Annotated in this window: 12 protein-coding genes; 6 read left to right on the top strand and 6 right to left on the bottom strand. The window is 45.6% G+C overall.

Going from position 1 to position 13,901, the window contains the following annotated elements; translation table 11 throughout:
• Genes AC6H3C_RS11230 through AC6H3C_RS11215 form a run of 4 tightly spaced genes read right to left on the bottom strand, consistent with a single transcriptional unit; the run spans position 1 to position 7,284 of the window.
• Complete coding sequence (locus AC6H3C_RS11230; protein ID WP_497520870.1) at positions 1 to 972, bottom strand: GTP 3',8-cyclase MoaA; 972 nt, start codon at positions 970 to 972, stop codon at positions 1 to 3.
• Between the two features lie 12 nt (positions 973 to 984).
• Entirely contained in the window at positions 985 to 2,442 is a 1,458-nt protein-coding gene (locus AC6H3C_RS11225) for a rubredoxin (protein ID WP_497520869.1), read from the bottom strand.
• A gap of 10 nt (positions 2,443 to 2,452) precedes the next feature.
• On the bottom strand, positions 2,453 to 5,950 hold the full coding sequence (locus AC6H3C_RS11220) for a molybdopterin-dependent oxidoreductase (RefSeq protein ID WP_497520867.1): 3,498 nt from the start codon (positions 5,948 to 5,950) through the stop codon (positions 2,453 to 2,455).
• Positions 5,947 to 7,284, bottom strand: a complete 1,338-nt coding sequence (locus AC6H3C_RS11215; protein ID WP_497520865.1) for an MFS transporter — start codon at positions 7,282 to 7,284, stop codon at positions 5,947 to 5,949. The genes AC6H3C_RS11220 and AC6H3C_RS11215 overlap by 4 nt, the downstream gene beginning before the upstream one ends.
• A gap of 532 nt (positions 7,285 to 7,816) precedes the next feature.
• Between AC6H3C_RS11215 and AC6H3C_RS11210 the strand changes: the two genes are divergently transcribed.
• The 6 genes from AC6H3C_RS11210 to AC6H3C_RS11185 all read left to right on the top strand — a co-directional run bounded on the left by AC6H3C_RS11210 (position 7,817) and on the right by AC6H3C_RS11185 (position 12,391).
• Entirely contained in the window at positions 7,817 to 8,542 is a 726-nt protein-coding gene (locus AC6H3C_RS11210) for a sulfite exporter TauE/SafE family protein (RefSeq protein WP_497520863.1), read from the top strand.
• Between the two features lie 30 nt (positions 8,543 to 8,572).
• A complete protein-coding gene (gene moaC, locus AC6H3C_RS11205) occupies positions 8,573 to 9,028 on the top strand; it encodes a cyclic pyranopterin monophosphate synthase MoaC (protein ID WP_497520861.1) in 456 nt (151 codons plus the stop codon).
• Positions 9,029 to 9,109: 81 nt separating this feature from the next.
• Complete coding sequence (locus tag AC6H3C_RS11200) at positions 9,110 to 10,036, top strand: molybdenum cofactor synthesis domain-containing protein (protein WP_497520859.1); 927 nt, start codon at positions 9,110 to 9,112, stop codon at positions 10,034 to 10,036.
• Positions 10,037 to 10,089: 53 nt separating this feature from the next.
• Positions 10,090 to 10,653, top strand: a complete 564-nt coding sequence (mobA, locus tag AC6H3C_RS11195) for a molybdenum cofactor guanylyltransferase (RefSeq protein WP_497520857.1) — start codon at positions 10,090 to 10,092, stop codon at positions 10,651 to 10,653.
• A gap of 24 nt (positions 10,654 to 10,677) precedes the next feature.
• Positions 10,678 to 11,229: a hypothetical protein gene (locus tag AC6H3C_RS11190; RefSeq protein WP_497520856.1), complete on the top strand. Its 552-nt coding sequence runs from the start codon at positions 10,678 to 10,680 to the stop codon at positions 11,227 to 11,229.
• Positions 11,216 to 12,391 (top strand): molybdopterin molybdotransferase MoeA, encoded by a 1,176-nt coding sequence (locus AC6H3C_RS11185; RefSeq protein WP_497520854.1) that lies wholly within the window; start codon positions 11,216 to 11,218, stop codon positions 12,389 to 12,391. The genes AC6H3C_RS11190 and AC6H3C_RS11185 overlap by 14 nt, the downstream gene beginning before the upstream one ends.
• 122 nt (positions 12,392 to 12,513) lie before the next feature.
• On the opposite strand, the gene AC6H3C_RS11180 is transcribed toward AC6H3C_RS11185, so the two are convergent.
• Positions 12,514 to 13,137 carry a hypothetical protein gene (locus AC6H3C_RS11180; protein WP_497520852.1) on the bottom strand — a complete coding sequence of 208 codons (624 nt, stop codon included), beginning with the start codon at positions 13,135 to 13,137 and terminating at the stop codon, positions 12,514 to 12,516.
• Between the two features lie 399 nt (positions 13,138 to 13,536).
• Positions 13,537 to 13,893: an NPCBM/NEW2 domain-containing protein gene (locus AC6H3C_RS11175; RefSeq protein WP_497520850.1), complete on the bottom strand. Its 357-nt coding sequence runs from the start codon at positions 13,891 to 13,893 to the stop codon at positions 13,537 to 13,539.
• Positions 13,894 to 13,901: the final 8 nt, after the last annotated feature.

Below are 13,901 nucleotides of genomic sequence, written 5' to 3'. Positions count from 1 at the left end.
TTATCCTCCAATATTTCTCATCGATAATTCACTACCCCGGAACTTTACAGGCTGCTTGAGCCACAGTAATTGCCGGAGTTTGTTTGTTAATAATTCCTGATCGTGTAAATAGGGCGCCAGTTTCTCGCCGGTGGCGTTACTCAGGCAACCGAAAAAGTATCCCCGGCTGTCCATACGCAGGCGGTTGCAGTCGTGGCAAAAAGGGGTCGATTCGTTGGCAATAATGCCAAAAACCCGTTTCCCCCCGGCTGTCCAGTAGCGGGCTGTTTCGGACGGCGTATGCGGTAGCTTTTCTACCTCATACTGTCGGCTAATAGTGGCCAGAATTTCATGTTCAGCAAAAAACATTTCGTTTTGGCTATGAAACAGGTGTCCCATTTTCATCAGTTCGAGATAACGGATTTTCACGCCCATTTCAGAAGCATAATCGAGCAGCGGAATAATCTGCGATTCATTTTGTCCCCGCATGATGACCGCGTTCAGTTTCAGTTTTAATCCGGCATCCAACGCCGCTTCGATGCCTTCGAATACACGACGGGGCTGATTGTGCCGCGCAATTCGCTTAAACAGGTGCAGATCAATGGCATCAACGGATACATTCACCGACTGAAGGCCTGCATCTTTTAATTGCCGGGCGCTTTGTTTCAGGTAATAGCCGTTGGTAGTCAGACGAATATCGTCGATACCCAGTAATTTTATTTTTTCGATCAGCGGGGAAAGGTTCATGTACAAAAGCGGCTCTCCGCCGGTAAGACGGATGCTCTTCAGATCAGTCAGCCGGTGGACTGCTCCAATCAGCGAAATAAAGCCGTCGGTATCGAGTTGTTCTTCTTTAAAAGCGGGCACAATACCCTGAGGTGGCGTATTGGTATGGTCATTCACACAGTACACGCACGAAAAGTTGCAGGTATTCAGCAGGCTGATCCTCAATTTTTCAAAACGTCGTCCAAGGTGATCTTCAATTCTTTGCATTATTCCGTTTTTTTAAATACCAACAGGTTCCGTTAACGCCAGCCCGGTAAAGGCCGATTTAGGCGTTTCGCAAACCTGGCAACAATAACTGTCTGGCAACAGGCTGAAAGGAATACCTGCTTTGATGCCGGCCAGCATATCGCCGTAACGTTCGTCATAAACCGTCAGACATTCAGTGCATTGCCAAACCACCCGCTGAGTGTGTTCAGGCTGAACCTGCTTAGGAATTTGCCCCCATTTATGCTGCACAAACAAGCGGGCGTAATAGCGTTTCGACAGTTCACGGAGTGTTTGCGGCAACTCATTTTTGTCGAGATTTGTCGCGTAGCCGATGTAATGGGTGTTGTTTGGGTTAAAATCGCAGGCATATTCAACAGAGTAGGTCCGGGTAAAATCAAACCGGCCAAGAAAAGGCAGCCAGCCTTTTGAACGGATCACGACGCTTGTAAAGCGCTCGCCGTCTTTATTCTGAATGGCAAATGACAGGCCGAAGGTTCGGATGTCGAATTTATCGAAGCCGGCAACCAGGTATCTTTTCAGTTTCAGGGCTTGCTGATCGAGCAGGGGCAAATGCCAGTTCAACTCGAAGGACGAGTGGCGCATGTTAATGCCGTAACGGCCAATCAGTTCGTCCCAATAAATTTTATCTTTGGCTTCAATGTCTTTGATCAGAAAGGTTTTCCATGGCGTAAAACTTATTTTCACCAGGTTGGTCCGTTGGCATAATTCGCAGATTTCCTTCAAAAACTGAACGGGATATTGATTGTTACGCCAATAGAAACCAGCCCAATACAGATCCTTCCCGTCAATCTTGTTCAACCCTTCGTAATAAGGAAAGAAACCTTCGGGTAAAACAAGCTGTGCTGTTGTTTCAAGTGTATTTTTTTGTAATGTCGAACTGGCCATCTTTTCTTTCAGTTTCTCCGGCGACTTTATATTCTGTCCGATAATCAGCCTTTCCAGTGTTTGTGCAAATTGGGCAATGTCGTCGGTAAAAATCAGCCCATCCCAGCATTGCGGAGCTTTTTCGGCTTGAAGATTCACGTAAAGATGCCAGTAATTGGGTGTTTCGGACGCAATAAAATTGAGTTGTCCGTAAAACAGGGGAACCAGGTTTTGCCGCGGGTCCACGATGTTTATCCGCAGCGTGTGGTGGCAGGTAAACTGATCGAGCACGTTCAGGTAAGTGCCGGAATGAACCCAGTTGGTTGAAGGCAAAATATCAACACATACGTAGGACGACACGACATTTTGAATGCCCGAGCTGCGTTTATGAATGGAAAGCCCTTCATCATGAAGCTGAGTTTCCGGTGCGGTTTCAGGCAAAAAGAACAAAATATCCTGGCGCGAACCCAGAAAAACATGCGCGTTACCCGCGTCTTCTGCCACTTTCAGTATTTTTGTCAGAAGAGCCGGAGACAGAACCCCGCCTTTAGTCAATATTCGGTACAGCTGTTTTGATCGGCTCATTTGTTTGTTTTCAGTTTACAGCAATCAGCTTTGTTTCTTCGCTCAGTATTTTTTGAATTTCGGGACGGCAGCTTCCACATCCCAACCCGGCGCCTGTTTGCTCACAAACAGCGTCAATAGCCATCGTTCCGGCACGAACGGATTTCAAAATGTTGCCTTCACCCACCTGATTACACGAGCAGAGCAGTTTCCCGATCACCGGTTCAACCGCTTTGCCTGTGCGCAACAGCGTATTTCGCAGGTTTGCCAGCTCGGTTTTTTGAGTAATCAGTTTCCTGAATTCGGCAAACTCTGCTTTGTCGCCCATTAAAATGGCGCCTACCAGCACGTCGTCTTTTACAATACATTTTTTGTAATAGCGGGCCGCTTTGTCAATAAACACCACCTCTTCGTAACCCGCAGAATCATCGGGAATATTGGTCAAGCCGATTGAACAAAGATCGATGCCGGGAAATTTCAGATGATTCATGGAAACAGTACCCAGGTATTGGCTCATCGGGTTGCCCAGGAGATGATTGGCCAATACCCCTGCCTGTTCTTCGGCTGCTGCTGTCGTGCCATACAGCTTGCCCCGGAACTCTGCAATTTCGCCAATCGCGTAAATTGATTCGCAGCTTGTTTGCAGATGTTCGTTAACAATGATCCCGCGACGGGCGCTGACCACCTCTTTGGCATATTCAATGTTGGGCTGGGTTCCGATGGCAAAAACCACCGCATCAAAAATCAATCGTTTTCCGCTTTTAAAAGTCACCCGGTATGTTCGTCCGGCAGCCGGAGCAAGCTGGCTTACCTCGTCATTAAAAAGAATATTTACCCCTTTTTCGGTCAGGATCTCTTTTAACAAACTGCCGGATTCGTTGTCCAGTTGCCGGTCCATCAGGCGCGGATTTCGGTTTGCCAGGCTTACCTGCACATTCAGTTCGAGCAGTGAAGCTGCCATTTCCAGTCCCAACAATCCGCCACCCACCACCAAAACATGATTGCCCGGTTGAATGCCGTTTCTGAAACGATCGGCATCAAACTTGTCGCGGATGGTATAAACGGCCGGGTATAACATCCACTCCGGATGGTGTATGTTAGCCCGGGATCCGGTGGCAAGGATCAGCTTCCCGTAACGAATGCTTTTCCCGTTTGAGCAGTAAACCGTTTTTGTTTCCGGATCGATCTTTTCGATACTGATCCCGGATTCCACGCGGATGTTGAGGCTCTCCAACTCAGCATTATCGGTTTTTCGAAGAGCTTCCCATTTCAGTACGCCTGCGATATAATCGGGCAACAATACCCGGTTGTAAAAGGGATGTATTTCTTTGGATATCACGACAATTTCGTCTGTGGTATTTCTCTCGCGGTAACTGCGGACAAATTGTATAGCTGCTGCGCCGGCGCCAACCACAACCAGTCGTTCGGCAGCTTTGCTGTATTTCGAAATCGCAACCGTGGTGTATTTAAAGTCAGGTTCTTTTGATTGGGGATCAACCAGACCGGTTGTCAGGTTGTTGGCGCGTACCTGATTGCCCGATAAAACTTTACCCCAGTGCATGGGTAAAAACACCACTCCCCGCTTCATTTCGGCAGTAACTTTCACCGGCGCCCGCACTTGTCCGCAATCGCTTCTTACCACAGCGATATCATCGTCTTTAAATTCATATTTGCAGGCATCATCCGGGTTGATCTCCAAACAGGGATTTGCCATGTGTTGCTTCAGTTTTTTGACTTTTCCGGTACGGGTCATGGTATGCCACTGGTCGCGAATCCGGCCTGTGGTTAAAATAAACGGATATTCTTCAGATGTCGGTTCCACATTATTTTTCGGTTCAACGGCAAAAATGCGGGCTTTACCTCCCGGCGTATAAAACTTGCCATCTTCGAATAGGCGGCTTGTTCCCTGCTTGTTTTTAAAAGGCCATTGAACGGTTCCTTTTTCAATCAGGTGATTGTACGACAGTTCGTCAAATGACAAATTGGTGCCGCGCGTAAGCAGCTTGTATTCATCAAAAATCTCGCGGGCGCTTTTAAAGTTGAAACCGGAGTAACCCATTTTACGGGCAACCCTGCAGATAATTTCGTAATCAGGCAAGGCCTGGCCGGGCGCGTCAATCACCTTGCGGAGATAGTTAATGCGGCGTTCCGAATTGGTCATAGTCCCGTCTTTTTCCAACCAGCCAGTTGCCGGAAAAACCACATCGGCAAAGGGGATGGTATCCGAATTTTCGGAGATGTCCTGCACCACCACGAACTTTGCTTTTTTCAGCGCCTTTTCAACCTTGTTGGAGTTGGGCAAACTCACCAGGGGATTGGTACAAATGATCCAAATAGCCTTCAACTTGCCGTGATCAAGGGCATCAATCATTTCGGTAGCGCTGTAGCCCGGTTGGGCCGGGATCTGTTCTACTCCCCAAAAATCAGCAACTTCGCGGCGATGCTGTTCATTGTCGAGGTTCCGGTGGGCGGGCAGCAGGTTACACATGCCGCCAACCTCGCGTCCGCCCATGGCGTTGGGCTGGCCGGTAAGTGAAAAAGGTCCGGAACCGGGTTTTCCTATTTGCCCGGTAATCAACGACAGGTTTATCAGCGACAAATTCTTGTTCACCCCGATGACACTTTGATTTAGCCCCATCGCCCACATCGAAATATAGCCTTTGGCCTCGCCAATGTATTTTGCTGCCAACCGGATATCTTCCTTCTGCAATCCGCATATGGCCGCCGATTCATCGAGCTGTAGTTCCATGACCTTCTGTTTGTATTCCTCGTATCCGTTGGTGTTATTCCGGACAAACTGCTGATTGGTATAGGCCCCTTCAATCAGGCAACGGCCAATCGCGTTGTTGAGAAACACATCGGTTCCCGGATTGAGCTGTAAATGCAAATCAGCCAACTCGCAACTTTGCGTTTTACGCGGGTCGGCGACAATGATTTTAATATTCGGATTGGCTGCTTTATGTGCTTCGATCCGCCTGAAAAGTATCGGGTGGCACCATGCCGGGTTGGCCCCGGCGATATAAAAACAGTCGGCCAGTTCAATATCTTCATAGGCAATTGGCACAGCATCTTCACCAAGTTGCATTTTGTAGCCGGCAACCGCTGAACTCATACATAAGCGCGAGTTGGTATCGATGTTGTTGGTTCCCCAATAACCTTTTGCCAATTTGGTGGCCACATAATATTCTTCAGTCAAACATTGGCCCGAGATATAGAAGCCAACCGAATCTGGGCCAAACTTATCAATGAGTGTTTTAAATACTGAAGCAACCCGGTTAACGGCAACTGACCAATCGGTTTTTATCAGCGGGTAGCCTTTGGCCATTCTGAACCGGGGATGTAGCAGCCTGTCGGTTTTATTGTTGACCACATAGTGAAGGTTAAGTCCTTTGGAGCACAACTTTCCACGGTTCACCGGATGGTCGTCGTCTCCTCTCACCGTAACCTTCCCGTCGGGCTTTTTCGACACGATTATTCCGCATCCGACGCCACAGTACGAGCAAGTTGATTTATATTCATTGCCAATCATTCCGTGACATATTTATGGATGGTATTTTGAGAAAAGCTAAACGCATAAACCGGTCGGGGTACCGGCTTGTCATTTCGTGAAAGAAGTTGTTGCATTTCCATTCCCGCCTCCTGTTCAGCCTCTTCCGAAAAGCGGATCAAAAAAGCAAAAAGCGAAATGACCGTAACAACGATTCCCATAACGAAGAGCGCCTGCTGGTATGAGGGACCTTCAATTTTAAACAGAAAGCCGGCAGCAACAGCCCCGGCATTACCACCGGCGCCGACAATACCTGAAATGGTTCCTACTGCTCTCGTATTCACAAACGGCACAACCGAGAACGTTGCCCCCTCCGCCAACTGAACAAATAAGCTAAAAATAATCATCGACCCGATTGCCAGGGGCAAAACAGTCATCTTGCTAAAGAGTATAATTGCAAAACCCTCAAGAAGCAAGGTTAAAAACAGAAAATATACGCGTCCTTTGAGCCCCCACTTCATACCCGATTTATCGCCCAAAATTCCGCCAAGAGAACGGGCAAACAGATTCATCAATCCAAACAGCCCGGCAATTAAACCCGCTGTTTTAACATCCAGATCAAAATAGTCCCGGTAATAAAGCGAGGCGATGTTATTGACCGTCAATTCAACACCAAAACAAGCGCCGTAAATAAGGAAAAGGCCCCAAACACGATAATCTTTGATTGCAGCAACCAAACTACCTTTTCCCGTTTTTTTCCCGAAAGCAAACTCAGGGTCACCTGTTCTTAAATCCTTTATATTTCCTTCGGGGGTATCGGTTGTAAATTTATAATAGACGATTCCCATCACAATCATCAGGATTCCGGGGATGATCATGGCATACCTCCACGCCTGACTGTCGATAAACCCGATACTTATGAATCCTGCAAAAATTAATGGCATAACGATTTGCGTCACTCCACCGCCCAAATTTCCCCAGCCGGCCGTTGTGGCATTGGCTGTTCCCACCACGTTTGAAGCAAACATCAGCGAAGTGTGAAACTGGGTAAGGACAAACGACGCCCCGATTATTCCGATCATCAGGCGGAAAATGAGCAGCGACATGTAATCGGTGCTTAAACCAATGAGCATCACGGGTAAAGCACCGACAATGAGCAGCCAGGTATAGGTAATCCGCGGTCCGATTTTATCGGCCAGCCAACCGATGATGAGGCGGGCAAAAATGGTAATCATCACCGATGAGATGATGATGTTGCCAATCTGTGCTTTCGACAAAAGCAGCTCTTCCCGGATAACCGCCATTAAAGGCGCTACGCCAAACCATCCGAGAAAACATAAGAAAAAGGAGAACCAGGTAATGTGGAAGGTTCTCATCTGGATTGTTTTTAGACTAAACAATTCGATTTTACCGGCTTTTGCTGAATTTTCTTTTCCCATAACCATGATACCAATTATTAAAGACAATTATGTCTTATTCTTTACGCAAAGAAATGAATTAACAATTATCAAATATCTTTTTTATTTGTTATTAAAATATTAAATTGTCATTTTTTAATAAATAAATACATCATTTGTATACATAAAAGACGATTTTTGTGCACAAATGATACATTCAAATAAATTTTAACCGGCCCACTGACGACAGTCAAATGCCATAAAATCAGATTGATGATCGGATGATCGCGACCACCTGTTTTATACTGATATATTTGACAGGAAGAAAAATCATACAAAAAGATCTGAAAGTTAAGTTTATATTAACAAAATGCTCTAAACACAACATGGATAGCAGTCAAATAGTAAATTTTCAACTTCGTTACGAATTTTTGAAGTTGTTAAGCAATTCAACAACATGCCGGTTGATATGCCGGCAACCTGTCACGGGAAACATCTATTTTATTGGATTATGGAACTCCTGTTTTTGTTGATGTTATTGGTCATTTCGTTCCTTTATGCATCGGTGGGGCATGGAGGGGCGAGCGGATACCTCGCGCTGATGGCGCTTTTCGGGATGGAAGCTTCCCTGATGAGATCATCGGCCCTCACGCTCAATCTTTTTGTTTCTTTTACCGCATTTCTTTCCTTCTATAAAGGAGGACATTTACGTTGGGAACTGTTATTCCCTTTCATTAGTACTTCTATCCCCATGGCTTACTGGGGCGCCGGGATAACAATTGATCAGACGATTTACAAGTATCTTCTTGGCATATGCCTGATAACCGGCACTGGAAGGATGCTGCTCATGCCGGCTGAATCGCCCGTTCAAAACAAAAAAGTTCCTTTTCCTGCAGGTTTGTTTGCCGGGGTCGTACTCGGTTTTATTTCCGGACTTATCGGCATTGGAGGCGGAATTATTCTCAGCCCCCTTCTGATTTTGTTCAGATGGGCAGATCTGAAAGAAACAGCAGCAGTTTCGTCGGTATTTATTTTTCTGAACTCAGCGTCAGGTTTGTTGGGACTAAGCAGCCCGGAACCGGTTTTCAGCACAGAACTGCTTACCTGGGTGTCTGTTGCTGTATTTGGCGGTATAGCCGGATCACTCGCAGGCAGTTTTAAGCTAAACCTGTCAAGCCTGAAATATATTCTTGCCGGAGTACTTCTGGTGGCCAGTATAAAACTATTCGTAATTTGACAATGTTACTCATAAAACAAGTTTTTCCCGATGAATAAGAAACTTACCCATATCGACAACGATGGAAAAGCAAACATGGTAAATGTCGGACATAAACCAGTGCAGGAACGCACTGCTGTTGCCTCCGGTAAAATCAGGCTGAATACCGAAACCATCCGCCGGATTAAAGAAAACCTCACGAAAAAAGGAGATGTACTAACCGTAGCGCAAATTGCAGGGATACAGGCAGCCAAAAAAACCTATGACCTGATCCCCCTGTGCCACTCCCTGATCTTGTCAAACATTGAAGTAAAACCCGAAATCGAAAGTGATGGGGTAAAAATAACCGCACGTGTGAGTTGCAACGGCCAGACCGGGGTAGAAATGGAAGCCCTTACAGCCGTATCGGTGGCCTTGCTTACCGTGTATGATATGTGCAAGGCCGTGGATAAACAGATGATCATTGAGTCGGTCCGGCTTCATAAAAAGACCAAAAAAGATCTTTAATCCGCTGCCGGAAACCAAATCGCGAATCACCTAAAATCACTTCGCATAAATCGATATCCGGCCAATTAAAAGTTAGAGCATATGAAAATAGCATCACTCAATCTATCGACAAAGAAGGAATTGTTCAAAACTCCGGTTGGCAGCGTTGTATGGAAAAACAACGGAGTTCTAAATGATTCCGGTACCGGAAACCGGTACCACCTGCCAAAAACACCGAAACAGGGAAATGCGGGAACATTTTCGGAAGGAGCCAGGGAGCTTATTGGCCGGGGAAAATTTACCGTAATAATTGGGCTGCACGGATTGAAGCAGACAAACGTCCGTCTGTTGGATCAATTTGTTTGCGGGACGATTCAACTCGAGGTCACCCGAGTCGGTTCAATCAATCCCGAAACTGATTGTATCCTGGTGAGGGAAACAGAGAACAATACCTCACCACCCGAAGGGATCTCTTGCCGGATTATAAAAGGAGGAGAACTCCGGCAAGGGGATGAATTACGCTTTCAACCCAAAGAATTCAAGATATTGGTCATCACCCTGAGCGACCGCTGCTATTCCGGACTATCCGAAGACACCGGCGGACCAATGGCCGTACAGAAAATCAGGTCACTGATGGACGCAAACGATCGAAAAAGCAAAATTGAAACAGCAATTCTGCCTGATGAACCCGAGCTGGTCTCGAAAACGATAAAAAGCGCTTTTGAAAACGAATACGATATCATTGTCACAACGGGCAGCACCGGAATAGGCTCCAGAGATATTGCCCCTGAAACCATCAGACCTTTGCTCGACAAAGAAATTCCCGGAATTATGGATCTGATCCGGATGAAATACGGAGCAGAAAAACCAAACGCGCTAATCAGCAGGGCCATAGCCGGAACCAAATCCAAAACACTTGTGTTTGCGATTCCGGGGAGTTTGAAAGCGGTAAACGAATACATGGAAGAGATCAACAAAATAATCTTTCACGGTTTTTATATGCTTTATTCCATCGACAATCATTCATGAAGGAGAAGCAAAAATGGGAATATTGTTTAATCACTACTGTTAAAATCAAGAAAATGAACAGAATAACCGGAATCATACTGGCCGGAGGACAAAGCAGCCGCATGGGTACCGACAAAGCATTGATTTCGCTCAACGGGAAAAAGCTGATCGAATACAGCATTGCTGTCATGAGGGAAATCTGCCAACACATTCTGATCAGCGCCAACAATCCGGTATACCGGGATTTCGGATATCCGGTTGTTTCAGACAATTTCCCGGGAATAGGGCCGCTGGCCGGACTTGAAGCCTGTCTCCGTTTTTCTCAAACCCGAATAAACCTTATTGCTCCCTGCGACGCCCCTTTTTTAAGCGCTGATTTGTTCAAAAATATTCTCAGTCACAATTCTCTTCACGATGCCGTAGTGCCTGTTCAGAAAAACGGAAATATTGAACCTTTGACCGCTTATTATTCAAAAGAAATTCATCCAACACTTATCCGGCAAATCAATCAGGGAAATTATAAAATGCAAAATCTGTTAAAACTGGTCAACACAAAATACATCGTTTTAAACGATAACAATTTACTGAACAATTTGAATACGCCGAACGATCTGGCAGGTATCGCCTCAACAAACTAAGGTTGCACCTCTAAACATCCGATAGTGAAACATTATCCAAACATATTGCTGATTGCGGGTACCGGCCGGAATGTTGGCAAGACCATGCTGGCTTGTGAAATCATCAGGCATTTGTCGATATCGGCAGATGTCACAGCGATAAAAATTTCGGCCCATTTTCATCCGGTAGAAGACGGACAGAAGGTGATTGCAAAAACCGGAAACTACCACATCATTGAAGAAAAACTGCACACAGGCAAAGATAGTTCGAGAATGTTGACGGCAGGCGCGAAAAAGGCATTCTACATACAGGCAAAAGAAAACGATCTTCGCGAAGCGTTGAATGTATTGTCGTCCGAAATAATGGATTGTCCGGTTGTATGCGAGTCAGGAGCACTGCACAAACGAATCAAACCCGGCCTGTTTATCCTGGTCTGCGGAAATAACGTACCCGAAAATAAACAGCCGATGTTCGCTTATCATCCGGTGGTCGTAAACTTTAGTGATCGAACTCCGGCCCTTGATGTGAGCCAAATTCATTTTCAGAACAATCACATTTATTATGACCCTAAATCAAATCAGAATGACCCATTTTGAAGAAGTAAAACAGCGCATCGAAAACAGCATTTCCGGCGGAACAACTGAGCGGATAAACCTGCCAGGTTCGTTAAATAAGGTATTGCAGGAAGATATCGTTGCTGATTTGGATATGCCCCCGTTCAACAAATCGGCCGTTGACGGGTATGCTTGCCGAAAAGAAGACCTGGAGAATGAAATGGACTTAATTGAAGTGGTCCAGGCCGGTAAACTGCCTTCCAAAACGATTGGCCCAAACCAGTGTTCAAAAATTATGACCGGCGCCACGGTGCCACCGGGAGCTAACTGCGTCTTTATGGTTGAGAATGCCCGCTTACTTGCAGAAAATCGTATCACCTGCAACAATCCGAAAACAAAGGAAAATATTTGTTATCAGGCTGAGGATTACCGAAGCGGGGATATCCTGATTCGAAAAGGAGTGACAATTTCTCCGGCGCATATCGGGATTCTGGCAAGCGCCGGTTATACCGAAACCACTGTTTCCAAAGCGCCTGTAACCGGAATTATTGCAACAGGCACCGAGCTGGTTGAACCGGGGGAAAAGCCGCTTCCCGGGCAGATTCGCAACAGCAATTCCGCTCTATTGATAGCTCAACTTCAACTCATGGGAATCCCATGCAACTATTACGGGATTATTTCCGATGATTTCGAACAAATTTCAAGCTGTTTTGAGAGAAGCCTGGCCGAAAACGACCTGGTCCTCATCACCGGCGGGGCCTCTGTCGGCGATTATGATTTTGTCTCTTCGCTATTAAAAAATCAAGGTTTTGAGCTGTTGGTTGAAAGAACAGGCATACAACCCGGCAACCCGATGACTTTCAGCAAAAAAGATAAAAAATATTGTTTCGGACTTTCAGGCAATCCGGTATCATCATTCATCCAGTTCGAACTTTTTGTAAAACCATTCATCTGCGCATTTATGGGAGGTTTATACAAACCAACGCGCATTAAAGGAATACTTAGCCGGGATTTTCACCGCGAAAAGGCCGTGAGATTTGGCTTCGTGCCGGTGAAGCTTTCGGAAGACAACCAGGTTGAATACATCAGATTCCACGGATCAGCACACCTGAACGCGCTGGCCGATGCCAACGCATTCATGGAAGTCCCCGTGGGAGTATCGGACATAAAAAAAGGTCAGGAGGTATTTGTGCATCTGTTTTAATCAGACCGGCACAATCCGATCTTTTATTCAAAATAAAACCGATTGAATGAGTGACAATCCAAAACAAGGGAAAGGTGACTCTTTTCCTTATTTTTAGACTTTTAAAACAGTTTCTTTTTGCATCACTCATCAAAAAAATACGAACCTTTCCAGTAAACTTGCTCTCCCCTTTTCATCTTTAGTTCCTTGCCGCTTACCAGGTTGAAATATGATTTACGGTAACTGGCCGAGAATACTTTGGGCAAGCCGGCGCCTAAATAATCAAAAGTTCCCAGTCCCTCGCGGGTGTTTAACTCCAGTTTTAACTGGCGCTGATTATCACGGGAGCAAAGGATAATTGTATTTACTCCGTCGTTTAACCGGCAACGACTGTTTGCACCAACAACTTCAGTGTTGATTATCCGTTGCCCGGCAACATATTTTACCGAGTCGAAGATGGCAAAATTCTGGCTTTGCAATCCGTAATAACGTTGTATCCGGAGATCTTCCAGCGCTTCGATGCTTACATGCACATCTATTCGCCGGTCGGGAGTTACAGCGTAACGAACCGTTTCCCTGAGCAAATTCTTTCCTGACAGCGAATAATCATATCCACGGATGAAATTAGTTATAACCAGGTCAACCAGTTGGGCATCCCGTTCAAAATTTCCGGTCATTTTTTTCTCATTCACAAAAATGGTAACACTGTTGGTTGATGCAAAAAGAAACAGAACAAGGAACGCAATGGTTGACAAAAGATGCTTCATTAGTCAAATATTTTTTTTCAGAAGAGATTCTTTTACTTCTTACATGGAATTATTTTCACAAAAGAAACACCGTGATAAGGCACCTCTGTTTTATACTTGTTTTTAAAAACGCCTATATCCTGTTGTTTCCATAATATGAACAAGACGGAGCCTGAGAAAAACCTATTTTATTAATCGAATACCGATTTATCGGCTTCTAACCATTGATATAGGTCCAGCCGTGACCAGCCAACTTTTCTTTCATATAAAAAGCGGCATCCTTCACTTTCTGAGCGTCAACTTCTCCACCCCAGCAATTCCAGCTATTCCACCCCAGTGGAGGGGTCAGGCAAATTTAATCTCCTGCTTCAATCCGAAAATCCAGCGAAGCAGACCCTATTTCATTGATGGCCATAAATTTCACATAGTACGTTCCGGAGGTATCAATCCTCCCGGAAATCTGTCCTGTAGGTTCGCCGATGCATGATCATCAAGCCCAACCAAAGCGGTAAACCGCGATGCCTTTCTGTCAATCTTCAAAAGAAACCGGCTTTCGGCATGAGTGCCAATGCCTCGTCCGTAGGTTTTACCAGCTACACGCAATGGTTTGCCGCTATATGATTTTTTGGACTGGCTTGGTCCAAAAGCGTCCATATATTCAAGATTAAGGTCGTCAAGCCGTACTGTCTTCTGTGCAACGATTTCTGTCGAGCAAAAGGCGAAAAGAAGCAGAATAAAAAATTTCTCATATCCATTCCAATTACATCCTACTAACACTATTCAGA

Source organism: Gaoshiqia sp. US2, assembly GCF_059705485.1.
Note: the sequence above shows the minus strand (reverse complement) of the source record. Positions and strands in the feature narration are given on the sequence as shown.

Excerpts from the sequence above, each read along its gene's own strand:
- AC6H3C_RS11230 (WP_497520870.1), bottom strand. The coding sequence starts at position 972 with ATGCAAAGAATTGAAGATCACCTTGGACGACGTTTTGAAAAATTGAGG.
- AC6H3C_RS11225 (WP_497520869.1), bottom strand. The coding sequence starts at position 2,442 with ATGAGCCGATCAAAACAGCTGTACCGAATATTGACTAAAGGCGGGGTT.
- AC6H3C_RS11220 (WP_497520867.1), bottom strand. The coding sequence starts at position 5,950 with ATGATTGGCAATGAATATAAATCAACTTGCTCGTACTGTGGCGTCGGA.
- AC6H3C_RS11215 (WP_497520865.1), bottom strand. The coding sequence starts at position 7,284 with ATGAGAACCTTCCACATTACCTGGTTCTCCTTTTTCTTATGTTTTCTC.
- AC6H3C_RS11210 (WP_497520863.1), top strand. The coding sequence starts at position 7,817 with ATGGAACTCCTGTTTTTGTTGATGTTATTGGTCATTTCGTTCCTTTAT.
- moaC (WP_497520861.1), top strand. The coding sequence starts at position 8,573 with ATGAATAAGAAACTTACCCATATCGACAACGATGGAAAAGCAAACATG.
- AC6H3C_RS11200 (WP_497520859.1), top strand. The coding sequence starts at position 9,110 with ATGAAAATAGCATCACTCAATCTATCGACAAAGAAGGAATTGTTCAAA.
- mobA (WP_497520857.1), top strand. The coding sequence starts at position 10,090 with ATGAACAGAATAACCGGAATCATACTGGCCGGAGGACAAAGCAGCCGC.
- AC6H3C_RS11185 (WP_497520854.1), top strand. The coding sequence starts at position 11,216 with ATGACCCATTTTGAAGAAGTAAAACAGCGCATCGAAAACAGCATTTCC.
- AC6H3C_RS11180 (WP_497520852.1), bottom strand. The coding sequence starts at position 13,137 with ATGAAGCATCTTTTGTCAACCATTGCGTTCCTTGTTCTGTTTCTTTTT.